At 66.7% G+C, this 22786-nt stretch carries 24 protein-coding genes; 15 read left to right on the forward strand and 9 right to left on the reverse strand.

Annotated elements, in window-relative coordinates; genetic code table 11:
• Positions 1 to 111 precede the first annotated feature (111 nt).
• From coaBC to N0B71_RS07255, 5 genes are all read left to right on the forward strand, one after another.
• Entirely contained in the window at positions 112 to 1320 is a 1209-nt protein-coding gene (gene coaBC / locus N0B71_RS07235) for a bifunctional phosphopantothenoylcysteine decarboxylase/phosphopantothenate--cysteine ligase CoaBC (RefSeq protein WP_259758086.1), read from the forward strand.
• A 7-nt stretch (positions 1321 to 1327) separates the two neighbouring features.
• Positions 1328 to 1783 (forward strand): dUTP diphosphatase, encoded by a 456-nt coding sequence (dut, locus tag N0B71_RS07240; protein ID WP_259758087.1) that lies wholly within the window; start codon positions 1328 to 1330, stop codon positions 1781 to 1783.
• Positions 1784 to 1823: 40 nt separating this feature from the next.
• On the forward strand, positions 1824 to 4448 hold the full coding sequence (locus N0B71_RS07245) for a phosphomannomutase/phosphoglucomutase (RefSeq protein ID WP_259758088.1): 2625 nt from the start codon (positions 1824 to 1826) through the stop codon (positions 4446 to 4448).
• 30 nt (positions 4449 to 4478) lie between these two features.
• On the forward strand, positions 4479 to 5384 hold the full coding sequence (gene argB / locus N0B71_RS07250; protein WP_259758089.1) for an acetylglutamate kinase: 906 nt from the start codon (positions 4479 to 4481) through the stop codon (positions 5382 to 5384).
• A 116-nt stretch (positions 5385 to 5500) separates the two neighbouring features.
• The gene (locus tag N0B71_RS07255; RefSeq protein WP_088419879.1) at positions 5501 to 5947 is read left to right on the forward strand and encodes an acyl-CoA thioesterase; all 447 of its coding nucleotides are present in this window, start codon (positions 5501 to 5503) and stop codon (positions 5945 to 5947) included.
• Between the two features lie 18 nt (positions 5948 to 5965).
• On the opposite strand, the gene N0B71_RS07260 is transcribed toward N0B71_RS07255, so the two are convergent.
• Together N0B71_RS07260 and pyrE are read right to left on the reverse strand one after the other, a co-directional pair.
• Entirely contained in the window at positions 5966 to 6586 is a 621-nt protein-coding gene (locus tag N0B71_RS07260) for a DUF4124 domain-containing protein (RefSeq protein ID WP_416790816.1), read from the reverse strand.
• 20 nt (positions 6587 to 6606) lie between these two features.
• Complete coding sequence (pyrE, locus tag N0B71_RS07265) at positions 6607 to 7248, reverse strand: orotate phosphoribosyltransferase (protein WP_259758090.1); 642 nt, start codon at positions 7246 to 7248, stop codon at positions 6607 to 6609.
• An 81-nt stretch (positions 7249 to 7329) separates the two neighbouring features.
• On the opposite strand from pyrE, the gene N0B71_RS07270 reads away from it, so the two are divergent.
• Positions 7330 to 8109: an exodeoxyribonuclease III gene (locus tag N0B71_RS07270; RefSeq protein WP_015479555.1), complete on the forward strand. Its 780-nt coding sequence runs from the start codon at positions 7330 to 7332 to the stop codon at positions 8107 to 8109.
• A 72-nt stretch (positions 8110 to 8181) separates the two neighbouring features.
• On the opposite strand, the gene N0B71_RS07275 is transcribed toward N0B71_RS07270, so the two are convergent.
• Both N0B71_RS07275 and rph read right to left on the reverse strand, forming a co-directional pair.
• Positions 8182 to 8553, reverse strand: coding sequence for a DUF4870 domain-containing protein (locus N0B71_RS07275; protein WP_259758091.1), 372 nt, complete (start codon positions 8551 to 8553; stop codon positions 8182 to 8184).
• A gap of 49 nt (positions 8554 to 8602) precedes the next feature.
• Entirely contained in the window at positions 8603 to 9322 is a 720-nt protein-coding gene (rph, locus tag N0B71_RS07280; RefSeq protein ID WP_259758092.1) for a ribonuclease PH, read from the reverse strand.
• Positions 9323 to 9487: 165 nt separating this feature from the next.
• Between rph and N0B71_RS07285 the strand changes: the two genes are divergently transcribed.
• The 6 genes from N0B71_RS07285 (at position 9488) to N0B71_RS07310 (ending at position 14739) form a co-directional block, all read left to right on the forward strand.
• Positions 9488 to 10351 carry a YicC/YloC family endoribonuclease gene (locus tag N0B71_RS07285; RefSeq protein WP_259758093.1) on the forward strand — a complete coding sequence of 288 codons (864 nt, stop codon included), beginning with the start codon at positions 9488 to 9490 and terminating at the stop codon, positions 10349 to 10351.
• A 45-nt stretch (positions 10352 to 10396) separates the two neighbouring features.
• Positions 10397 to 11008 (forward strand): guanylate kinase, encoded by a 612-nt coding sequence (gmk, locus tag N0B71_RS07290; protein WP_259758094.1) that lies wholly within the window; start codon positions 10397 to 10399, stop codon positions 11006 to 11008.
• A 100-nt stretch (positions 11009 to 11108) separates the two neighbouring features.
• Complete coding sequence (gene rpoZ / locus N0B71_RS07295; RefSeq protein WP_043256481.1) at positions 11109 to 11375, forward strand: DNA-directed RNA polymerase subunit omega; 267 nt, start codon at positions 11109 to 11111, stop codon at positions 11373 to 11375.
• A 60-nt stretch (positions 11376 to 11435) separates the two neighbouring features.
• The gene (gene spoT, locus N0B71_RS07300; protein ID WP_259758095.1) at positions 11436 to 13544 is read left to right on the forward strand and encodes a bifunctional GTP diphosphokinase/guanosine-3',5'-bis pyrophosphate 3'-pyrophosphohydrolase; all 2109 of its coding nucleotides are present in this window, start codon (positions 11436 to 11438) and stop codon (positions 13542 to 13544) included.
• Between the two features lie 21 nt (positions 13545 to 13565).
• Positions 13566 to 13946 carry a RidA family protein gene (locus tag N0B71_RS07305; RefSeq protein ID WP_024762056.1) on the forward strand — a complete coding sequence of 127 codons (381 nt, stop codon included), beginning with the start codon at positions 13566 to 13568 and terminating at the stop codon, positions 13944 to 13946.
• A gap of 58 nt (positions 13947 to 14004) precedes the next feature.
• Positions 14005 to 14739, forward strand: a complete 735-nt coding sequence (locus N0B71_RS07310) for a hypothetical protein (protein WP_259758096.1) — start codon at positions 14005 to 14007, stop codon at positions 14737 to 14739.
• A gap of 30 nt (positions 14740 to 14769) precedes the next feature.
• On the opposite strand, the gene N0B71_RS07315 is transcribed toward N0B71_RS07310, so the two are convergent.
• The 3 genes from N0B71_RS07315 to N0B71_RS07325 all read right to left on the reverse strand — a co-directional run bounded on the left by N0B71_RS07315 (position 14770) and on the right by N0B71_RS07325 (position 17139).
• A complete protein-coding gene (locus tag N0B71_RS07315) occupies positions 14770 to 15393 on the reverse strand; it encodes a LysE family translocator (RefSeq protein ID WP_259758097.1) in 624 nt (207 codons plus the stop codon).
• Between the two features lie 67 nt (positions 15394 to 15460).
• On the reverse strand, positions 15461 to 16261 hold the full coding sequence (locus N0B71_RS07320; RefSeq protein ID WP_259758098.1) for a helix-turn-helix transcriptional regulator: 801 nt from the start codon (positions 16259 to 16261) through the stop codon (positions 15461 to 15463).
• Between the two features lie 8 nt (positions 16262 to 16269).
• Positions 16270 to 17139, reverse strand: coding sequence for an NAD-dependent epimerase/dehydratase family protein (locus N0B71_RS07325; protein ID WP_259758099.1), 870 nt, complete (start codon positions 17137 to 17139; stop codon positions 16270 to 16272).
• A gap of 95 nt (positions 17140 to 17234) precedes the next feature.
• On the opposite strand from N0B71_RS07325, the gene N0B71_RS07330 reads away from it, so the two are divergent.
• The 3 genes from N0B71_RS07330 to N0B71_RS07340 all read left to right on the forward strand — a co-directional run bounded on the left by N0B71_RS07330 (position 17235) and on the right by N0B71_RS07340 (position 21737).
• The gene (locus N0B71_RS07330; RefSeq protein WP_017520699.1) at positions 17235 to 18167 is read left to right on the forward strand and encodes a hydrogen peroxide-inducible genes activator; all 933 of its coding nucleotides are present in this window, start codon (positions 17235 to 17237) and stop codon (positions 18165 to 18167) included.
• On the forward strand, positions 18164 to 20239 hold the full coding sequence (gene recG, locus N0B71_RS07335; protein ID WP_259758101.1) for an ATP-dependent DNA helicase RecG: 2076 nt from the start codon (positions 18164 to 18166) through the stop codon (positions 20237 to 20239). Before N0B71_RS07330 ends, recG begins: the two co-directional genes overlap by 4 nt.
• A 91-nt stretch (positions 20240 to 20330) precedes the next feature.
• The gene (locus tag N0B71_RS07340) at positions 20331 to 21737 is read left to right on the forward strand and encodes an aminoacyl-tRNA deacylase and HDOD domain-containing protein (RefSeq protein WP_259758102.1); all 1407 of its coding nucleotides are present in this window, start codon (positions 20331 to 20333) and stop codon (positions 21735 to 21737) included.
• 81 nt (positions 21738 to 21818) lie between these two features.
• Here the strand turns inward: N0B71_RS07340 and N0B71_RS07345 are convergent, their stop codons facing one another.
• Both N0B71_RS07345 and N0B71_RS07350 read right to left on the reverse strand, forming a co-directional pair.
• On the reverse strand, positions 21819 to 22220 hold the full coding sequence (locus N0B71_RS07345) for a hypothetical protein (protein WP_045217727.1): 402 nt from the start codon (positions 22218 to 22220) through the stop codon (positions 21819 to 21821).
• A gap of 135 nt (positions 22221 to 22355) precedes the next feature.
• Entirely contained in the window at positions 22356 to 22628 is a 273-nt protein-coding gene (locus N0B71_RS07350) for an HU family DNA-binding protein (RefSeq protein ID WP_017520695.1), read from the reverse strand.
• Positions 22629 to 22786 lie beyond the last annotated feature (158 nt).

Below are 22786 nucleotides of genomic sequence, written 5' to 3' on the forward strand. Positions count from 1 at the left end.
CCGGCGCAGGCGCTGTGCTATCTTAGCCCCCTCGCTTCGCGCAGCCGGAGGCCTGGGGAGGCGTCATCGGCTTCAGCGCGCGTCATCCATTTCCGTATTTAAGGCTGGCCTATGCAGCGGCTCTATCGTAAACGCATCGTTCTGGGCGTCGGCGGCGGCATCGCCGCCTACAAGAGCGCCGAACTGGTCCGCCGCCTGCGCGACCAGGGCGCCGAGGTGCGTGTCGTGATGACCCAGGGCGGCCGCGAGTTCATCACCCCGCTCACGCTCCAGGCGCTGTCCGGCCACCCGGTGCACCTGGACCTGCTCGACCCCGCCGCCGAAGCGGCCATGGGGCACATCGAACTGGCCCGCTGGGCCGACCTGGTGCTGATCGCCCCCGCCACCGCCGACCTCATGGCGCGCCTGGCCCAGGGCGTGGCCAACGACCTGCTGACCACCCTGGTGCTGGCCACCGACGCGCAGGTCGCCCTGGCGCCGGCAATGAACCAGGCCATGTGGCGCGACCCGGCCACCCAGGTGAATGCCGAACTGCTGCGTTCGCGCGGCCTGCGCTTCTTCGGCCCCGCCGCCGGCAGCCAGGCCTGCGGCGATGTCGGCCCCGGCCGCATGCTCGAAGCGCACGAGCTGGCGCAACTGGCCGCCGACTGCTTCGAGTTCAAGGCCCTGACCGGCCAGCACATCCTGATTACCGCAGGGCCGACCCAGGAAAACATCGACCCGGTGCGCTACATCACCAACCACAGCTCCGGGAAGATGGGCTTCGCCCTGGCCGAGGCCGCCGCCGAAGCCGGCGCCCGCGTGACCCTGGTGACCGGCCCGGTACACCTGCCGACCCCGGACCGGGTCAGCCGCGTCGACGTGGTCAGCGCCCGCGACATGCTCGCCGCCTGCGAAGCGGCGATGCCGGCGGACATCCTGATCGCCTCCGCCGCCGTGGCCGACTACCGGCCCGAGCTGGTCGCCACGCAGAAACTCAAGAAAGACCCCACCACCGGTGACGGATTGCTCTTGCAGCTGGTGCGCAATCCCGACATTCTCGCCACCCTCTCGCTGCGCGAGGACCGGCCCTTCAGCGTCGGCTTCGCGGCGGAGACCGAGAACCTGCTCGAATACGCCTCGCGCAAGCTCAAGGACAAGAATCTCGACCTGATCGTCGCCAACGACGTGGCCAATCCGTCCATCGGCTTCAATAGCGAAGAGAACGCCATCACGGTCATCGACCGCGAATTGCACAAGACTGCGTTCGCCCAGACCAGCAAGGGCAAGATCGCCCGCCAGCTGATCGCCTTCATCGCCGAACGCATCACTCGACACTGAGAACTCAATGCACTCCCTGCAAGCCAAGATCCTCGATCCCCGCCTGGGCAGCGACTTCCCGCTGCCGCAGTACGCCACCCCGGGTTCCGCCGGCCTCGACCTGCGCGCCATGCTCAAGGAGGACTGTGTCCTCGAGCCGGGCCAGACCGTGCTGATCCCCACCGGCCTGTCCATCTACATCGCCGATCCGGGCCTGGCGGCGCTGATCCTTCCGCGCTCGGGCCTGGGCCACAAGCACGGCATCGTACTGGGCAACCTGGTCGGCCTGATCGACTCGGACTACCAGGGCGAGCTGATGGTCTCCTGCTGGAACCGCGGCAACAGCGCATTCACCATCGCCATCGGCGAACGCATTGCCCAGCTGGTGCTGGTACCGGTGGTGCAGGCGCATTTCGAGCTGGTCGAGAGTTTCGACGAGAGCCAGCGCGGCGCCGGCGGCTTCGGGCATTCCGGCAGCCATTGACCCTTACCCCTTTCAGGATGAATCGCCGAGGAGACGTTGCATGAAACTTTTCCAACGCACTGCCAAGGACAGCGCCGAGCTGCCGGAACTCGTGCCGGCGGAGAAGCCCGCCAAGGGCCCGGCCGCCAAGCTCGACCTCAAGCCGCTGCTGCCTGCCCTGGCGCTGACCGTGGGCGGCGTGGCGGCAGCGGGGGCGTTGCTGTGGTTCAGCCTGTTTGGCCAGGCCGACCAGGCGCATGTCCGCCAGGTCAGCAGCGCCTGGTCGGAGAACCAGGCGGGCGCCCTGCGCCAGTCCCTCAGCCTGCTGGCCGCCGACAGCCGCGCCATGGCAAGCGACCCGCAGTTGCTGCCGACCCTGCAAAGCAATGATCCGACCCGCATCGCCGCGCTGGAAAAGACCCTGACCCAGGGCCATCTGGACGGCCTGGTGGATGTGCACCTGAACGCCAGCGGCCAGGCCGTGCAGGACACGTCCCGCCCCGGCCCGCTGAACTACGCGGCGCTGGACATGCTGCACCGCGTCGAGAGCGGCCAGGCCGTGGCGCCGGAGGCCTACAAGGTCGGCACCCGCTGGCTGGTCTACAGCCCCACCGCCCTGCGCGGCGCGGACAATTCGATCCAGGGCTCGCTGCTGCTGGTCGTCGACCTGCAGCGCGTGCTGGCCAGCCTGCCGCCGATGTCCGCCGACATCGGCCAGCTGCAGCTGTCCCAGCAGTTCGGCAACTCGCCCGCCCAGGTCCTGCTGCAACGTGGCCAGGCCGGGGGCGCCAGCGCCATCGAACTGCCCAGCGGCAACCCGAACTGGAAGCTGCGTTTCAGCCCCGGCCCGACCGTCACCGCGCCGCTGTATTCGCCAGCCCTGCTGGGCATCGCCGCGCTCCTGGCACTGGCCGGCGGCCTGCTGGGCCTCTATCTTGCGCAAAGTGCGATGCAGCGCCGGGTCAGCAAAGATGCCCAGGCCCTGGGGCAGTTCATTCAGGAACTCGCCGGCCAACGCACTGCCAAAGCTCCTGAGCTGAGCCTGCCGAGTCTGCAGGCGCTGGCTCAGGCGCTGGCCCGCCAGCCGCGCCGCAAGACCGAAACACCCGGTGCCAGCGCCCCCGCCGCGCCAGCAGCCCCCGTACAGCCGACGCCGGCTGTCGCCGCTGCCAGCGCCCCGACCGCCGGAGCCGACACGCCATTGGTCGATCCGCTGTTCCAGAGCACCGACATTCTGGACATCGACATTCTTGATGAAGACCAGGACCTCCTGGGATTGGAGCACACACACGCTATGAGCACGCCAAAAGCCCCGCAGCTGCCCGCCAGCATCTTCCGCGCCTACGACATCCGTGGCGTGGTCGGCGACACCCTGACCGCCGAGACCGCCTACTGGGTCGGCCGCGCGATCGGTTCCGAAAGCCTGGCGCGCGGCGAGTCGTGCGTCTCCGTGGGCCGCGACGGCCGCCTGTCCGGCCCCGAGCTGGTCCAGCAACTGATCCAGGGCCTGGTCGATTGCGGCTGCCAGGTCACCGACATCGGCATGGTGCCGACGCCGGTCCTGTACTACGCGGCCAATGTCCTGGAAGGCAAGTCGGGCGTGATGCTCACCGGCAGCCACAACCCGCCGGACTACAACGGCTTCAAGATCGTCGTCGCTGGCGAGACCCTGGCCAACGAACAGATCCAGGCCCTGCGCGAGCGCATCCAGAACGATGACCTCGCCTCCGGCGTGGGCAGCGTGCAGCAGATCGACATCCTGCCGCGCTACTTCCAGCAGATCCGCGACGACATCGCCCTGGCCAAGCCGCTGAAAGTGGTGGTGGACTGCGGCAACGGCGTGGCCGGCGTGATCGCCCCGCAGCTGATCGAAGCCCTGGGCTGCACCGTGATCCCGCTGTACTGCGACGTCGACGGCACCTTCCCCAACCACCACCCGGACCCGGGCAAGCCCGAGAACCTGGAAGACCTGATCGCCAAGGTCAAGGAAACCGGCGCCGACCTGGGCCTGGCCTTCGACGGCGACGGCGACCGCGTGGGCGTGGTGACCAACGAAGGCACCATCATCTACCCCGACCGCCTGCTGATGCTGTTCGCCAAGGATGTGGTATCGCGCAACCCGGGCGCGGACATCATCTTCGACGTCAAATGCACCCGTCGCCTGATCTCGCTGATCAGCGGCTACGGCGGTCGTCCGGTGATGTGGAAGACCGGCCACTCGCTGATCAAGAAGAAGATGAAGGAAACCGGCGCCCTGCTCGCCGGCGAGATGAGCGGCCACATCTTCTTCAAGGAGCGCTGGTACGGCTTCGACGACGGCATCTACAGCGCCGCGCGCCTGCTGGAAATCATCAGCCTGGACAAGCGCGACGCCGAGCGCGTGTTCTCCGCCTTCCCGCTGGACATTTCCACCCCGGAAATCAACATCACCGTCACCGACGAGGGCAAGTTCGCCCTGATCGAGGCGCTGCAGGCCCGCGGCCAGTGGGGTGAAGCCAACCTCACCACCCTGGACGGCGTGCGCGTGGATTACCCCAAAGGCTGGGGCCTGGTTCGTGCCTCCAACACCACGCCGGTGCTGGTGCTGCGTTTCGAGGCGGATTCCCAGGACGAACTGGAACGCATCAAGGACGTGTTCCGTACCCAGCTGAAAGCGGTCGACCCCGCGCTCAGCCTGCCCTTCTGACCCTTACGTAGCACTATGCCGGAGCCCACCATGACCCAGAGCCGCGATGACGCCGCCCAGGTTGCCCGCGTCCTTGCCGAAGCCCTGCCCTACATCCGCCGCTTCGTCGGCAAGACGCTGGTGATCAAGTACGGCGGCAACGCCATGGAAACGGACGAGCTGAAGAACAGCTTCGCCCGCGACGTGGTGCTGATGAAGGCCGTCGGCATCAATCCGGTGGTGGTCCATGGTGGCGGTCCGCAGATCGGCGACCTGCTCAACCGCCTGTCGATCGAGAGCCACTTCATCGATGGCATGCGCGTCACCGACGCGCAGACCATGGACGTGGTGGAAATGGTCCTCGGCGGCCAGGTGAACAAGGACATCGTCAACCTGATCAACCGTCATGGCGGCAGCGCCATCGGCCTGACCGGCAAGGACGCCGAGCTGATCCGCGCGAAGAAGCTCACCGTCACCCGCCAGACCCCGGAGATGACCAAGCCGGAAATCATCGACATCGGCCATGTGGGCGAAGTCACCGGGGTCAACGTCGAGCTGCTGAACATGCTGGTGCAGGGCGACTTCATCCCGGTCATCGCACCGATCGGCGTGGGCGCCAACGGCGAGTCCTACAACATCAACGCCGACCTGGTGGCCGGCAAGGTGGCCGAGGCGCTGAAGGCCGAGAAGCTGATGCTGCTCACCAACATCGCCGGCCTGATGGACAAGCAGGGCCAGGTCCTCACCGGCCTGACCACCGAGCAGGTCAACGAGCTGATCGCCGACGGCACCATCTACGGCGGCATGCTGCCGAAGATCCGCTGCGCCCTGGAAGCGGTGCAGGGCGGCGTGACCAGCGCGCACATCATCGATGGCCGCGTGCCCAATGCCGTGCTGCTGGAGATCTTCACCGACAGCGGTGTCGGCACGCTGATCACCAACCGCAAGCATCGCTGATCGAAAACGACACCCGCCTGGAGCGATCCACGCGGGTGTTTTTTTGCCTGTTCGACGCCGCCGCCGCCAGCTCATGCGCAGGCCGCGTCGAACACGCCTTCAGGAGTTTGTCCGCCATGGCCGCCTCTCCCGTCTCCCGCAATGACTTCAGCTTCTTCCACGGCCTGCGCGTGCGCTGGTCGGAGGTCGACCCGCAGGGCATCGTCTTCAACGGCAACTACCTGACCTACGCCGACGTCGCCACCACCGAGTACTACCGCCACCTGGGCGTGAGCTACCCGGCAGACCTGCTGCGCGGCGGCGGCGATCTGTTCGCGGTGAAGACCACCCTGGAATACCTGGCGCCCGCGCGCTTCGACGACTGGCTGGAAATGGGCGTGCGCGTCAGCCGGCTGGGCCGCAGCAGCCTGACCTTCCAGGTGTCGATCTGGTGCGAGGAAACCCTGCTGACGCTGGGGGAGCTGATCTACGCCTATGCAGGCGTTGACCGTACGAGCCAGCCGCTGCCGGACTGGCTGCGCGGGAAGATCAACGAATTCGAGCGTGTCTCGCCGCAGCAATAAGCGCGGCGAGCGCCTGCCTCAATTGCCGCCGGAGATCTGGACGAAACGCGCCCGATCGGCGGCGAAGCTGCTCTGCGCCTGGGTGCGCAGCTGCTGGTAACGGGCGATGTCCTGCAGCAGGCGTTGTTCGTCGCTGCGCAGGTTGTTCAGTTGCGCGACGAGATCCTCCGGCACCGGGCGCCCGGCGCGCTCCTGATCGGCAGCGCGGGCCTGGAGGTTGGCCTGCTGGTTCTTCAGCGACTGCAGGTTGCCCTTGGCCACGCTGGTCAGCCCATCGAGCTCGGCCAGCTTGCGGTCACGGGCACGGTCGACGTCCTCGACGCTGGTGTACAGGCGCATCAGCTGCTGGTCGGAACTGGCGCGGGCGGCATCTGCCTTGCGCTGCTCGATCTCGGCGGCGGTCGGCGCCGGCGGTACCTCGCGGATCACCCGGCCCTGCTCGTTGAGCACCTGGTAACCCTTGCCGATGTACTGCGGCGGCACACCCAGGCGGTCGATGACGGTGATGCCGCGGTCATCGACATAGCGGTACAGCTCCACCTGGCTGGCCGGCTGGCCGGCAGCCGCCACCTGGCCGGCGAGCATGACGCCAAGCAGCCCCATCAACACCCTGTAACGGTAAGCACCCTGCTTGGCCATGCCCGACACCCTTGTTCCGCTTAGATACCGTACTGCGCTCGATAGGCCTCGACTGCCGCGAGATGCTGCTTGAGCTGGCTGTCGCCAGCCAGATACTCCAGCACTTGCTCCAGCGAGACAATACTGACCACCGGGATCGAAAAGTCGCGCTCGACCTCCTGGATCGCCGACAGCTCGCCCTTGCCGCGTTCCTGGCGGTTCAGCGCGATCAGCACGCCGGCGGCCTGTGCGCCCTGGGCGTCGATGATCTGCATGACTTCGCGGATCGCGGTGCCGGCGGTGATCACGTCGTCGATGATCAGCGCGCGGCCGGTCAGCGGGGCGCCGACCAGCGTGCCGCCTTCGCCGTGGTCCTTGGCTTCCTTGCGGTTGAAGCACCAAGGCAGGTCGCGGCCATGCTGTTCCGCCAGCGCAATGGCTGTAGCGGCCGCCAGCGGAATTCCTTTATAGGCCGGGCCGAACAACACGTCGAAAGGTATGCCGCTGTCGACCACCGCACTGGCGTAGAAACGACCCAGCTGGGACAGCGCAACGCCGGTGTTGAACAGGCCGGCGTTGAAGAAGTACGGGCTGGTGCGCCCGGACTTGAGGGTGAATTCGCCGAAACGAAGAACGCCGCGCTCGATGGCGAAGCGGATGAAATCGCGTTGATATGGCTGCATGGGAGAGAACCGGCCGGTATGAATTTAGCTAAACCGTTTGAGCTCGGGTATCATACACACACGTGATTTTGGGGGCCATTTATGCGGATCATCAGTGTGAACGTGAATGGTATTCAGGCTGCAGCCGAGCGTGGTTTGCTCAGTTGGCTGCAAGCCCAGAATGCCGACGTGATCTGCTTGCAGGATACCCGCGCCTCCGCTTTCGATCTGGATGACCCATCCTACCAACTGGATGGCTACTTCCTGTACGCCTGCGATGCCGAAGTGCCCAGCCAGGGTGGCGTCGCAATCTATAGTCGTCTGCAACCCAAGGCTGTCATAAGCGGCCTGGGTTTCGAGATGGCCGATCGTTACGGGCGCTACCTGCAAGCCGATTTCGACAAGGTGAGTATCGCCACTCTCCTGCTGCCTACCGGGCAGGAAGGGGACGAGAACCTGAACCACAAGTTCAAGTTCATGGACGATTTCGCCCAATACATGAACAAGCAGCGCCGCAAGCGCCGCGAATACATCTATTGCGGCTCGCTGTACGTCGCGCACCAGAAGCTGGACGTGAAGAACTGGCGCGAATGCCAGCAGTCGCCCGGCTTCATGGCGCCGGAGCGTGGCTGGATGGATGAGATCTTCGGCACCATGGGCTATGTCGACGCCCTGCGCGAGGTCAACCGCGAAGGCGACCAGTACAGCTGGTGGCCGGAAAGCGAACAGGCCGAGCTGCTCAACCTGGGCTGGCGTTTCGACTACCAGATCCTCACGCCGGGTCTGCGCCGCTTCGTGCGCAGCGCCAAGCTGCCGCGCCAGCCGCGCTTCTCCCAGCATGCGCCGCTGATCGTGGACTACGACTGGACCCTGAGCATCTGAGTCGCACCTGCCGCCATCGGGCGCACAGAAAAAAGCCGGCTTCGCGCCGGCTTTTTCGTGTCTGCTGCGGGCCTACTTGATCGGCCGCCAGGTGAAGGGATAGCGGTAATCCAGCCCTTCGTTGGCCTTGATCCCGGCGATGATGGTCAGCACCAGCGCGCCGATGCTCACCAGCCCGAGCAGGAAGAAGCCGATCACCACCAGCATCAGCAGGAAACTGACCACCACCGCGAGGCTCACGGTGATCTGGAAGTTCAGCGCTTCCTTGCCCTGCCGGTCCACGAAGGGGTCCGATTCACGCTTGATCTGCCAGACGATCAGCGGCCCGAGCAGGTTGCCGAAGGGGAAGATGAAGCCGAGGAAGGCGGCGAAGTGGCAGAACATCGCCCACTGCCGGGCCTCCTGGCTCGGCTGAACCTGTTGTACCAGTACGTCGTCGCTCATCCTTTGGCTCCTTGCAGGTGAAGATCGGGCGGACGCGCCGCCCGTCGGATCATTCCGCCAGCGCGGCGCGCTGCAGTTCGAACAGTTCGCGCAGGCCCTGCTGCGCCAGCTCCAGCATGGCATTGAGCTCGGCCGGCTGGAAGGGCACGCCCTCGGCGGTGCCCTGGACTTCGATGAAGCCGCCGGAATCGGTCATGACCACGTTCAGGTCGGTCTCGGCGGCGGAGTCTTCCAGGTAGTCCAGGTCCAGCACCGGCTCGCCCTGGTACATGCCCACGGAGACGGCAGCGACCATCTGCTTGAGCGGGTTGCCCTTGAGCGCGCCGCGCTTCTTCAGCACGGCCAGGGCGTCGATCAGCGCCACGGTGGCACCGGTAATCGACGCGGTGCGGGTACCGCCGTCGGCCTGGATCACATCGCAGTCGATGTACAGGGTGTTCTCGCCCAGCTTGGAAAGATCCAGCGCGGCGCGCAGGGAACGACCGATCAGGCGCTGGATCTCCAGGGTGCGGCCACCCTGCTTGCCGCGCGCGGCTTCGCGCTGGTTACGTTCGCCGGTGGAGCGCGGCAGCATGCCGTATTCGGCGGTCAGCCAGCCCTGGCCCTGGCCCTTGAGGAAGCGCGGCACACCGGATTCGGCGCTGACGGTGCAGATCACCTTGGTGTCGCCGAACTCGACCAGCACGGAGCCCTCGGCGTGCTTGGTGTAATGGCGGGTGATACGGATCGGGCGCAGTTGGTCGGCGGCGCGGCCACTGGGACGGTTCATGGAGGCATCCTGTACAGATTACTGGCGGGGGAATGTCCGCCATTATAGAGGCCAGCGGACGGGCGCAACCACCGCCGGCGTGCGGCTGCGCGCTACGCTGGGGTACAATTACCGGTTTCCGACGACATGTCGGCGGTTTTCCCAGTCTTTGAGAGAGGTGACTCCATGGTCCACAGCATGACCGCCTTCGCCCGCGTCGAGCGCGCCAGCAGCCATGGAACCCTGAGCTGGGAGCTGCGCTCGGTCAACCACCGCTACCTCGAACCCAACCTGCGCCTGCCCGAAGCCTTCCGCGACCTCGAAGGCGCGGTGCGCGAAGCGCTGCGCCAGGGGCTCTCGCGCGGCAAGGTGGAATGCACCCTGCGCTTCAACGAGGAAAACGCCGGCAAGACGCTGCAGGTCGACCGCGAGCGCGCCGCGCAGCTGGTTGCCGCCGCCGAGACCGTCGCCGGCCTGATCAACAACCCCGCCGCGCTCGACCCGCTGGCGGTGCTCGCCTGGCCGGGCGTGCTGGTGGGCGACGCCGCCGATCCGCAGGCGCTCAATGCCAGCGCGCTGGCCGCCTTCACCCAGGCACTGGACGAGCTCAAGGCGGGCCGCGCCCGCGAAGGCGCCGAGCTGTCGAAGATCATCGACGAACGCCTGGCGGCGATGCTGGACGAGGTGGCCAACCTGCGCCAGCTGGTGCCGGAAATGCTCGCCAACCAGCGCCAGAAGATCCTCGACCGCTTCACCGAGATGAAGGCCGAGCTCGACCCGCAGCGCCTGGAGCAGGAAATGGTCCTGCTGGCGCAGAAGAGCGACGTCGCCGAGGAACTGGACCGGCTTAGCACCCACGTCACCGAAGTGCGCCGCGTACTCAAGGCCGGCGGTGCCGCCGGGCGGCGCCTGGACTTCCTGATGCAGGAACTCAACCGCGAGGCCAACACGCTGGGTTCGAAGGCTTTCGACCCGCGCTCCACCCAGGCCGCGGTCAACCTCAAGGTCCTGATCGAGCAGATGCGCGAACAGGTCCAGAATATCGAATAAGCCGGACGCCTCCGGCCCCATCCACCGCAACTCCAGGAAAGCGCCATGTCAGGCACCCTGTACATCGTTTCCGCGCCGTCGGGCGCCGGCAAGACCAGCCTGGTCAAGGCCCTGCTCGACGTCATGCCCAGCGTGCGCGTCTCCGTCTCCCACACCACCCGCGCCATGCGCCCGGGCGAAGTGGACGGGGTGAACTATCACTTCGTCGGCCGCGACACCTTCACCGCCATGCTCGAGCGCAATGAGTTTCTCGAACATGCGCAGGTCTTCGACAACCTCTACGGCACGTCCCAGCGCTGGGTGGAAAAGACCCTCGCCGACGGCAACGACCTGATCCTGGAGATCGACTGGCAGGGCGCGCAGCAGGTGCGCCGGCTGATGCCCCAGGCGCAGTCGATCTTCATCCTGCCGCCCAGCCAGCAGGCCCTGCGCCAGCGCCTGACCAACCGCGGCCAGGACAGCGACGAGGTGATCGAGCGGCGCATGCAGGAAGCGGTGAGCGAGATGAGCCACTATGTGGAATACGATCACCTAGTGATCAACGACGATTTCGCCCACGCGCTGGAAGACCTCAAGGCGATCTTCCGCGCCCGCCAGCTGCGCCAGGACGCCCAGCAGCAACGCCATGCCGAGCTGCTGCAGAGCCTGCTGGCCTGAAACGGGCGAGAGAAGGCACTTCCATTCAGATTGGCGATTTTTTAGACTATCCAGTCCGCCCGGCATTCTCCGGGCTTCCATTTTAGTAACGAGGAACACCATGGCCCGCGTCACCGTTGAAGACTGCCTGGACAACGTCGATAACCGTTTCGAGCTGGTCATGCTCGCCACCAAGCGCGCGCGCCAGCTGGCCACCGGCGGCAAGGAGCCGAAGGTAGCCTGGGAAAACGACAAGCCCACCGTCGTCGCTCTGCGCGAGATCGCCTCGGGCCTGGTGGATGCTGAGATCGTTCAGCAGGAGGACGTGGTTGAAGAAGAGCCGCTGTTCGCTGCTTTTGAAGACGAGGCCAACAACGAGGCCCTGTAAGTCGATGTCAGGCCGACGAATCGGCGCGCCGCGATGTTCCGCTCGGCAGGGGGTTGACCCATGCCGAGCATAGACGCCTTCGCCGACCGGCTGTCGAGCTATCTGGGCCCGGATCAGGTCAACCTGGTCCGCCGCGCCTACTACTACGCCGAGCAGGCCCACGACGGGCAGCGCCGCCGCAGCGGCGAAGCCTACGTCACGCATCCGCTCGCCGTCGCCAACATCCTCGCCGACATGCACATGGACCATCAGAGCCTGATGGCGGCCATGCTGCACGACGTGATCGAGGACACCGGCATCGCCAAGGAAGCCCTCACCGGGCAGTTCGGCGAGACCGTCTCGGAACTCGTGGACGGGGTCAGCAAGCTGACCCAGATGAACTTCGAGTCCAAGGCCGAGGCGCAGGCCGAGAACTTCCAGAAGATGGCCATGGCCATGGCGCGCGACATCCGCGTGATCCTGGTGAAGCTGGCCGACCGCCTGCACAACATGCGCACCCTGGAAGTGCTGTCGGGCGAAAAGCGCCGGCGCATCGCCAAGGAAACCCTGGAAATCTACGCTCCCATCGCCAACCGGCTGGGCATGCACAGCATGCGCGTGGAATTCGAGGACCTGGGCTTCAAGGCCATGCACCCGATGCGTTCCGAACGCATCCGCCAGGCAGTCAAGAAAGCGCGCGGCAACCGCCGCGAGATCGTCGGCAAGATTCAGGAATCGCTGGTCAACTGCCTCGCCCGCGAAGGCATGGAAGGCCAGGTCCTGGGCCGCGAGAAGCACCTGTTCAGCATCTACAAGAAGATGCGCGGCAAGCGCAAGGCGTTCAACGAGATCATGGACGTCTACGCCTTCCGCATCATCGTCGACAAGGTCGACACCTGCTACCGCGTGCTCGGCGCCGTGCACAACCTGTACAAGCCGTTCCCCGGTCGATTCAAGGACTATATCGCGATTCCCAAGGCCAACGGCTACCAGTCGTTGCACACCACGCTGTTCGGCATGCATGGCGTGCCCATCGAGATCCAGATCCGCACCCGCGAGATGGAAGAGATGGCCAACCACGGCATCGCCGCCCACTGGCTGTACAAGTCCAGTGAAGAAGAAGCGCAGAAAGGCACCCATGCCCGCGCCCGCCAGTGGGTGAAGGGCATCCTCGAGCTGCAGCAGCGCGCCGGCAACTCGCTGGAATTCATCGAGAACGTGAAGATCGACCTGTTCCCGGACGAGGTCTACGTCTTCACGCCCAAGGGCCGCATCATGGAGCTGCCCAAGGGTTCGACCGCCGTGGACTTCGCCTACGCCGTGCACACCGACGTCGGCAACAGTTGCATCGCCTGCCGTATCAACCGCCGCCTGGCGCCGCTGTCCGAACCGCTGCAGAGCGGCGCGACGGTGGAAATCGTCACCGCGCCGGGCACCCGGCCGAACCCCGCCTGGCTCAACTTCGTGGTCACCGGCAAGGCGCGCACGCATATCCGCCATGCGCTCAAGCTGCAACGCCGCTCCGAGTCGATCAACCTCGGCGAGCGCCTGCTGAACAAGACCCTGGCCGGCTTCGACAGCCACCTGGAGAAGATCCCGCAGGAACGCATCCAGGGCGTGCTCAACGAATACCGCATGGAAGTCTTCGAGGACCTGCTCGAGGAAATCGGCCTGGGCAACCGCATGGCCTACGTGGTCGCGCGCCGCCTGCTGTCCAGCGAAGGCGAGGAAGCGCCCAGCGCCGAAGGGCCGCTGGCGATCCGCGGTACCGAGGGCCTGGTGCTCAGCTACGCCAAGTGCTGCACGCCGATTCCGGGCGACCCCATCGTCGGCCACCTGTCAGCCGGCAAGGGTATGGTCGTGCACCTGGAGAACTGCCGGAACATCAGCGAAATCCGCCACAATCCGGAAAAGTGCATCCAGCTCAGCTGGGCCAAGGATGTCACCGGCGAATTCAACGTCGAACTGCGCGTCGAGCTGGAGCACCAGCGCGGCCTGATCGCCCTGCTGGCGACCAGCGTCAACGCGGCCGACGGCAACATCGAGAAGATCAGCATGGACGAGCGCGACGGTCGCATCAGCGTGGTCCAGCTCGTCGTCAGCGTGCATGACCGTGTGCACCTGGCCCGCGTCATCAAGAAGCTGCGCGCGCTCAAGGGCGTGATCCGCATCACCCGCATGCGCAGCTGATCCCCACCCCAAGGAGTCGACATGACCAAGACCGTTATCCACACCGACAAGGCACCGGCCGCCATTGGCACCTACTCCCAGGCGATCAAGGCTGGCAACACCGTCTATGTCTCCGGTCAGATCCCGCTGGACCCGAAAACCATGGAACTGGTCGAGGGCTTCGAAGAGCAGACCGTCCAGGTCTTCGAGAACCTCAAGGCCGTCATCGAAGCCTCCGGCGGCTACCTGCACGACGTGGCCAAGCTGAACATCTTCCTCACCGACCTGTCGCACTTCGCCAAGGTCAACGAGATCATGGGCAAGTACTTCACCCAGCCCTACCCGGCCCGCGCCGCCATCGGCGTTGCCGCCCTGCCCAAGGGCGCCCAGGTCGAGATGGACGCCATCGTCGTCCTGGAATAAGCCGTAACTCCCAAACGGGGCCTTCAGGGCCCCGTTTTCTTGTCTGCAAGGAGCACACATGCGTCGCGCCCTGATCCTGAGCGCCCTGGTCAGCCTGCTCACCGGCTGCGCCGGCACCCCGTCCGACCCTTCCGGCGTCTGGGTCAACCAGGCCGCCATCGATGCTGCCGGCAAGGGCGGCAAGCTGCGCGAGGCGCTGCTGGCCTACGGCCCGAACCTGGAATGGAAGCTGGACACCAAGGCCCGTCAGGCCACCTTCAGCAACGGCTTCGAGCTGGGCGAAGGCCAACTGACCGCCGAAGATCCCAAGCACTACCGCGTCGACTTCTACGGCAGCAACCAGGAATCCCTGGAGCTGGACGGCAAGGAGCTGGTGCAGGTGGGCAGCGACAACTGGCCTGAGCAGCGCTTCCAGCGCCCCAAGGAGCAGCCCGCCGCGCAAGGCCCGGCCGGCAGCACCTTCGAGAACGCGCTCTACGCCGCGTACCTCAAGGGCACCTGGATCATCGAGGAAGGCGACGGCAAGGGCAGCAAGGTCAAGTTCGCCCCCAACGGCAGCCTCGAGGGCATGCCCGGCTTCGATCGCTACGCGCTGTGCCTGGCCGGCGACTGCGCGGCGATGAGCGGCGACAACGACAGCATCTGGCTGCAACAGGGCCAGCAGGGCCGCGAATACCTGTTCGAGCGCGACGGCGACAAGCTGGAGCTGTTCGAAGCGGTGAACCGCGCCCAGGCCGACGAGATGCCCAGCTACGAACCCGGCAACAAGGTCTGGACCCTGGAGCGCGATTGACCTGCGCGAGCGGGGGCGATTGACGCAACGTCAGCGCAGCCCGCTCCACAGCAGCCAGCCCCCGAGCGCCAGCAGCAGGCCGCCGCAGAGGCGGTCCAGCGCCGTGACCCGGCGCTTGAGCCAGCCTCGCCAGCGCGGGCGATCCAGCAGGCGCACCAGCGCCATGTCCCACAGCAGCACCACCGTGCCCATCCACAGCACGCAGACGCCCAGCGCCCAGCCCGGCAGGTGGAACTGCCCGAGCACGCCGAACAGCCCAGTGTAAAAGATCGGCAGCTTGGGGTTCAGGCTGCTGGCCAGCAGGCCCTCGCGCATACCGCGCAGGAATCCACCACTGCGCAGCGCTCCCCGCTCCATGGGAATTTCCAGCTCCCGCCGCGCCAGCACCGCCTGCGCACCGAGCCAGACGAAGTAGGCGCCACCCAGCAGCTGCACCACCCGCAGGCCCTGGCTCGCCACGTCCGGCAGCAGGCCGAGGACGAACAGCACCAGCAGCATGCTCGCCAGATTGGCCAGGGCGATGCCCGCCGCGCAGCCGTCGGCATGGCGCCGCCCCCGCAGCAGCGCGGCGCGGATCAACAGGAAGAAGTCCGGCCCCGGCGACAGCAGGGCGGCGAAGTGGGTGCTGGCGACCAGCGCGAAAGCGGCGAACATGGCGATCTCCCGGAAAGCGGCGTCGCGCAGTCTGGAAGCGTCGGGGCTCGCCGGTCTTGGAAGAAAGTCAGGTGCGCGTGGCGCGCAGGAAGCGCCCCGGCGTGACGCCGGTGAAGCGGCGGAAGGTGCCGGAGAAGTGCGCCTGGTCGTAGAAGCCCAGGGCCAGCGCGACGTCCAGTGGCTTCTCGCCGGCCACCAGCAGGCGCTTGGCTTCGCGGATACGGCGCTGCAGCAGGTAGGTGTGCGGCGGCACGCCATAGGCGTTGCGGAAGGCGTCGATCAGGTGGCGCGGATGGCGCTGCAGCAGCGCAGCCAGCGCTTCGAGACTGACCGCCTCGCGGTAGTGCGCCTCCAGGTAGTCGCGCAGTCTTGCGGTCACGCTGCCATCGCGCGAGGCCGAGGCAGCCGGGCGCATGCCGCCGTGGCGAACGAACACCAACTCCAGCAGCGCCAGCAGTTCGCTCTCCAGCGCCAGCGCATCGTTGCGCTCGAACTCGCTGGCGACGCGCCGCAGCGCCTCCGCCACCTGCCCGTCATCGTGCGGATTGAGCGCCTGGAAGCCCCGCGGCAACTGCTTGCGCCCCAGCAGCGGGAGCAGGCGCGATTCCTCGATGTAGAGCATGCGATAGACCAGCCGCTCGCTCTCGGCATTGCCGGTGTGCGGCTCCTCCGGGTTCATCAACGACAGGGTGCCGGCCGGCAGCACGTGGTGCGCGCCGCGGCACTGGTAGCCACCGGCACCCTGGAGGATGGCGCCGATGGCGAAGGCATCGTGGCTGTGACGCCCGAATGGCTGGCCGGAGAAGTCCGCATGGAACAACTCCACCCCAGGCAACCAGGGGCGCGCCAGCAGCCGGTTGGCGTCCATCAGACCTTTCAGTCCTGCTTGCCGGCGAGGATGGCCGCATAGCCTTCGCGGAAGCTCGGGTAGCGCGGCGCCCAGCCCAGGGCGCGGGCGCGGGCATTGCTGCAGCGCTTGCTGCCGGCGCGGCGCACGGTCTGCTCGTCGGCCCAGTGGGTGACGCCCAGCTGCTCGCGCAACCAGCCGACCACCTCGTGCAGCGCCGCCGGCTCGTTGTCCACGCCGAGGTAGCAGTCCTCAAGCACAGCGCCGCTGCGGTCGGCTTCCAGCAGCGCGGCGAGCAGGCCGGCGGCGTCTTCGGCATGGATGCGATTGGCGTACAGCGGCGGCTCGCTGGCGACCCGGTAGCCCTCGCGCACCTGCCTGAGCAGCCACTCGCGGCCGGGACCGTAAATGCCGGTGAGGCGCACGACGCTGGCGGGAATGCCGCTGTGCAGCGCCAGTTGCTCGGCTTCGAGCATCACGCTGCCGGAGTAGCTCTGCGCCTGGGCCGGCGAGCTCTCGTCGACCCACTCGCCGTCGCGCTGGGCGTACACGCCGCTGCTGGAGACGAACAGCAGGCGCCTGGGCGTCTGCCCGCGCTGCTGCAGCCAACCGAGGGTGTTGCGCAGCCCTTCGACGTAGGCGGCGCGGTAACCGGCTTCGTCGTGCTGGCTCGCGGCGGCGCAGAACACCAGGTAGTCCAGCCGACCCACCGGCCAGGTGTCCGGGCATTCGAGCTGGCCCAGGTCACCGGCCACCGGCAGCACTTCCAGCGGCAGTGCGGCGACCGTGCGACGCAGGCCGTGGACGCGCCAGTCGCGCGCGGCCAGCTGGCGGCCCAGGCGGCTGCCAACGTCGCCGCAGCCGACGATCATCAGGCTGGGGAAGGTGCTCTTGCTCATGCTTGGCTCCGCGAATCAAAGCTCGGCAGTTTAGCGCGGTTGGTTCGCGGCGGTGCAGCCGCTATGCTTGGGCCACCTCAACGGACTTAGTCGCCATGACCCTTACCGAACTGCGCTACATCGTCACGCTTGCCCAGGAGCAACACTTCGGCCGCGCCGCGGAGCGCTGCCACGTCAGCCAGCCGACGCTGTCGGTGGGCGTGAAGAAGCTCGAAGACGAGCTCGGCGTGCTGATCTTCGAGCGCAGCAAGAGCGCGGTACGCCTGACCCCGGTCGGCGAAGGCATCGTGGCGCAGGCGCAGAAGGTGCTGGAGCAGGCCCAGGGCATCCGCGAACTGGCCCAGGCTGGCAAGAACCAGCTGACCTCGCCGCTCAAGGTCGGCGCCATCTACACCATCGGCCCGTACCTGTTCCCGCACCTGATCCCGCAGCTGCACCGGGTCGCTCCACAGATGCCGCTGTACATCGAGGAAAACTTCACCCACATCCTGCGCGACAAGCTGCGTACCGGCGAGCTGGACGCGATCATCATCGCCCTGCCGTTCCAGGAAGCCGACGTGCTGACTCTGCAGCTGTTCGACGAGCCCTTCTACGTGCTGATGCCCGCGGACCATCCCTGGACCGCGAAGAAGACCATCGACCCGGAGCTGCTCAACGACAAGAGCCTGCTGCTGCTCGGCGAGGGCCACTGCTTCCGTGACCAGGTCCTGGAAGCCTGCCCCACCACCCACAAGGGCGGCGAGAACAAGCACACCACCGTGGAATCCAGCTCGCTGGAAACCATCCGCCACATGGTCGCCTCCGGCCTGGGCGTATCGGTGCTGCCGTTCTCCGCCGTGGACAGCCACCACTACGCGCCGGGCGTGCTGGAAGTGCGCCCGTTCAGCGCGCCCGTACCCTTCCGCACCGTCGCCATCGCCTGGCGCGCCAGCTTCCCGCGGCCGCGCGCCATCGAAGTGCTGGCCGACTCGATCCGCCTGTGCTCGGTCGCCAAGCCGACCGTCAAGGGTGAAGCCGAGCCGGCATGACCGATCTGTCGAACGTCCCGGTCACCGCGCTCAAAGGCGTGGGCGCCGCGCTGGAAGAAAAGCTGGCGAAGGTCGGCCTGGAAAACCTCCAGGACATCCTCTTCCACCTGCCGCTGCGCTACCAGGACCGCACCCGCATCACCCCCATCGGCGCGCTGCGCCCGGGGCAGGATGCGGTGGTCGAAGGCGTGGTCTCCGGCGCCGACGTGGTGATGGGCAAGCGCCGCAGCCTGCTGGTGCGCCTGCTGGACGGCACCGGCACCCTGAGCCTGCGCTTCTACCACTTCAGCCAGGCGCAGAAGGAAAACCTCAAGCGCGGCACGCACCTGCGCTGCTACGGCGAAGCGCGCCCCGGCGCCTCCGGCCTGGAAATCTACCACCCCGAATACCGCTCCCTGACCGATGCCGCCGCAGCGCCGGTGGAGCAGACACTGACGCCGATCTACCCCACCACCGAAGGCCTCACCCAGCAGCGCCTGCGCCAGCTCAGCGAGCAGACCCTGGCGCGCCTGGGGCCGTCGAGCCTGCCCGACTGGCTGCCGGCGGAACTGGCCCGCGACTACCGCCTGGGCCCGCTGGACGAAGCCATCCGCTACCTGCACCGGCCACCGCCGGACGCCGACCTGGAAGAACTCGCCGAAGGCCGCCACTGGGCCCAGCACCGCCTCGCCTTCGAGGAACTGCTGACCCACCAGCTGTCGCTGCAACGCCTGCGCGAGAGCGTGCGCTCCCAGGCCGCACCGCAGCTGCCGCCGGCCAGGAAACTGCCGGCGCTGTACCTGAAGAACCTCGGCTTCAAGCCCACCGGGGCGCAGCAACGCGTCGGCGCGGAGATCGCCTACGACCTCGCCCAGCCCGAACCCATGCTGCGCCTGGTGCAGGGCGACGTTGGCGCCGGCAAGACCGTGGTCGCCGCCCTCGCCGCCCTGCAAGCGCTGGAGGCCGGCTACCAGGTGGCACTGATGGCGCCCACCGAAATCCTCGCCGAACAGCACTTCCTCAACTTCACCAAGTGGCTGCAGCCGCTGGGTATCGAAGTCGCCTGGCTGGCCGGCAAGCTCAAGGGCAAGGCCCGCGCCAGCGCCCTGGAGCGAATCGCCGACGGCGCACCGATGATCGTCGGCACCCACGCGCTGTTCCAGGACGAAGTGAAGTTCAAGCGTCTGGCCCTGGTGATCATCGACGAACAGCACCGCTTCGGTGTGCAGCAGCGCCTCGCCCTGCGCCAGAAGGGCGTCGACGGCCGGCTCTGCCCGCACCAGCTGATCATGACCGCCACGCCCATCCCGCGGACCCTGGCGATGAGCGCCTACGCCGACCTGGACACCTCGATCCTCGACGAGCTGCCGCCCGGCCGCACCCCGGTGAACACCGTGCTGGTGGCCGACAGCCGCCGCATCGAAGTGATCGAGCGGGTGCGCGCCGCCTGTGCCGAAGGTCGCCAGGCCTATTGGGTGTGCACGCTGATCGAGGAATCCGAAGAACTCACCTGCCAGGCGGCGGAGACCACCTACGAGGAACTGTCCTCGGCGCTGGGCGAGCTGCGCGTCGGGCTGATCCACGGGCGCATGAAGCCGGCGGACAAGGCCGTGGTCATGGAAGCCTTCAAGGAAGGCCTGCTGCAACTGCTGGTCGCCACCACCGTCATCGAGGTCGGCGTGGACGTGCCCAACGCCAGCCTGATGATCATCGAGAACCCCGAGCGCCTGGGCCTGGCCCAGCTGCACCAGCTGCGCGGGCGCGTCGGACGGGGCAGTGCGGCGAGCCACTGCGTGCTGCTCTACCATCCGCCGCTGTCGCAGATCGGCCGCGAACGCCTGGGCATCATGCGCGAGACCTGCGACGGCTTCGTCATCGCCGAGAAGGACCTGGAGCTGCGCGGCCCCGGCGAGATGCTCGGCACCCGCCAGACCGGCCTGCTGCAGTTCAAGGTGGCCGACCTGATGCGCGACGCCGACCTGCTGCCGGCGGTACGCGACGCCGCCCAGGCCCTGCTGGCCCACTGGCCGCAATCGGTGAGCCCATTGCTGGCCCGCTGGCTGCGTCACGGCCAGCAATACGGACAAGTGTGATCTATTTCACCTTCATCGGTCAGTTGACTGCTCGGTCACGCTGACTGCGTGGTTATACTCCGACCCAGCCGTTGATAACCGGATCACATTCATGAGCGACGCCGCACGCGCCCCATCCGACTCCTCGCAGGCCCCCGAGGTCATCCTGCAGCTGCTCGCCAAGCTGGGCATCGCGTCTCGCGAAGTCTGCGACGCCACGACGCTGCCGGCCGCGCGCCGGGTCCAGGCCAGCCTGCTGGAAGACGCCGTCGGTACCCTGCTGGTGCTGTTCCCGCAGAGCCAGTTGCTGGACCTGAACCGCCTCGCCGAACTCACCGGGCGCAAGCTGGTGGCGGTCAAGCCCGATCGCCTGGAGCGCATGCTCGGCAAGCACCAGCTCGGCCGCCTGCCGGCGCTGCCGCCGCTGACCAGCTCGCCGTGCCTGTACGACGAGCGCCTGCTGCAGGAGCCGCAACTGCTGATCGAATCCGGCGCGCCGGGCACGCTCCTGGAAATTCCCACGGCGGCCTTCCGCGGCCTGCTGGAAAAAGCCAGTGCAGCGCGTTTTGGCGTGCCGCTGGAATCGATCCGACCGAACCTCGACCGCCCGGACGATGACCGCAAGGAAATCACCCAGGCCGTGCAGGCGTTCACCGCCCGCCGCATCCAGCAGCGCCTCGAGGAAACCATCGAGATTCCGCCGCTGCCGGAAACCGCGCAGAAGATCATCAAGCTGCGGGTCGATCCCAATGCCACGGTGGACGACATCACCGGCGTGGTGGAGACCGACCCGGCGCTCGCCGCGCAGGTGGTCAGCTGGGCGGCATCGCCTTACTACGCTGCGCCCGGCAAGATCCGTTCGGTGGAGGACGCCATCGTCCGCGTGCTGGGTTTCGACCTGGTGATCAACCTCGCCCTGGGCCTGGCCCTGGGCAAGACCCTGAGCCTGCCCAAGGACCAGCCGCAGCACGCCACGCCCTACTGGCACCAGGCGATCTACACCGCCGCGGTGATCGAGGGCCTGACCCGCGCCGTGCCGCGCGCCGAACGCCCGGAGGCCGGCCTGACCTATCTGGGCGGGCTGCTGCACAGCATCGGCTACCTGGTCCTGGCGCACATCTTCCCGCCGCACTTCTCGCTGATCTGCCGGCACCTGGAAGTGAACCCGCACGTCGAGCACAACCTGGTCGAGCAGCACCTGCTGGGCATCACCCGCGAGCAGATCGGCGCCTGGCTGATGCGCACCTGGGACATGCCGGAAGAAATCTACACCGCGCTGCGCTTCCAGCACGATCCGTCCTACGCCGGCGACTGCTCGGCCTACGCCAACCTGGTGTGCCTGGCGACCCGCCTGCTGCGCAACCACGGCATCGGCAGCGGCCCGGAGACCGACATTCCGCAGGACCTGCTGGATCGCCTGGATATCCCGCGGGAGAAAGCCGAGGACGCCGTGCGCAAGGTGCTCGACGCCGAAGCGGTGCTGCGCGAGCTGGCCAGCCAGTTCAATCCGGGACACTGATACGCCTTTCGTAGGAGCGAGCTTTCCCATCACACGAAAAAGGCCCCGTCAGGGGCCTTTTTTCCATCCGTCGAAAGTGCCTCAGGCGGCCTTCTTGTCGCTGGCCGGGGCGGCTTTCTTCTTCGGCTTGAGGTACTTCACCAGGCCCTGGAACCAGATCACCAGGCCAGGGTTGCCCTGGATCTGGATGTCCTTGTTCTGGATGCCCTGCATGAACGCCAGCTGAGGGTTCTTCGAGGTCATGGTGGCGAAGCCGTAGGCGCCATCCTTGAAGCCCAGCGCGAAGGCCGGCTGTGGATGGGTGCCGCGACGGGCGCTGACCTTGAGGTCCTTGACGATGTAGTGGCGGGCGACCTTGCCGTCGAGCGTGTGGAGCTGGAACACCAGGTCCTTGCCTTCGAGCTGCTTCTGGAACGCCGGGTTTTCGCGGCTGGCCTTGGCCATCAGGCGACCGAGCATCCACAGGAGAAGACGGAATTTCATGCACAAACCTCGACGTTCGAGACAATAGTCTGCGCATTGTAGCCAGTTTGAAAACGGACTACATCCGGTCTTTTGGAGGGATTATGTAACCGCAGGAGGCAACCCGGAGCCGCGCAGGCCCCGGGCCAGACACGATCAGTTGACGGCGTCTTTCAGCGCCTTGCCCGGTTTGAAGGCAACGGTGTTGCTGGCTTTGATCTTGACCGGTTGACCGGTTTGCGGGTTCTTGCCAGTACGGGCGCCACGGTGGCGCTGAACGAAGGTACCGAAGCCGACAAGGGTAACGCTGTCCTTGCGGTTGAGCGCGCCAGTGATTTCATCCAGCAGCGCGTTCAGCACCTTGTTGGCTTGTTCTTTGGTGAGGTCGGCCTTCTCGGCGATCGCGGCGGCGAGTTCTGGTTTACGCATAAATGCCTCTTTGACGGTTTGTTGTTGTTGTGTCCGTGCTGTCTTCCCAACAGCGCCCAAGGCACCGCAGGCTCGCCGTACAGGCTCTAGGCTGCGGCAGACGGGGGGAGAATGGCACGCCGCAGGCTGGTACGCCAGTATCGTCTGACAATTTGCGA

The organism is Pseudomonas sp. GCEP-101 (genome assembly GCF_025133575.1).
In the GTDB taxonomy this organism is placed as follows: Bacteria; Pseudomonadota; Gammaproteobacteria; order Pseudomonadales; family Pseudomonadaceae; genus Pseudomonas; species Pseudomonas nitroreducens_B.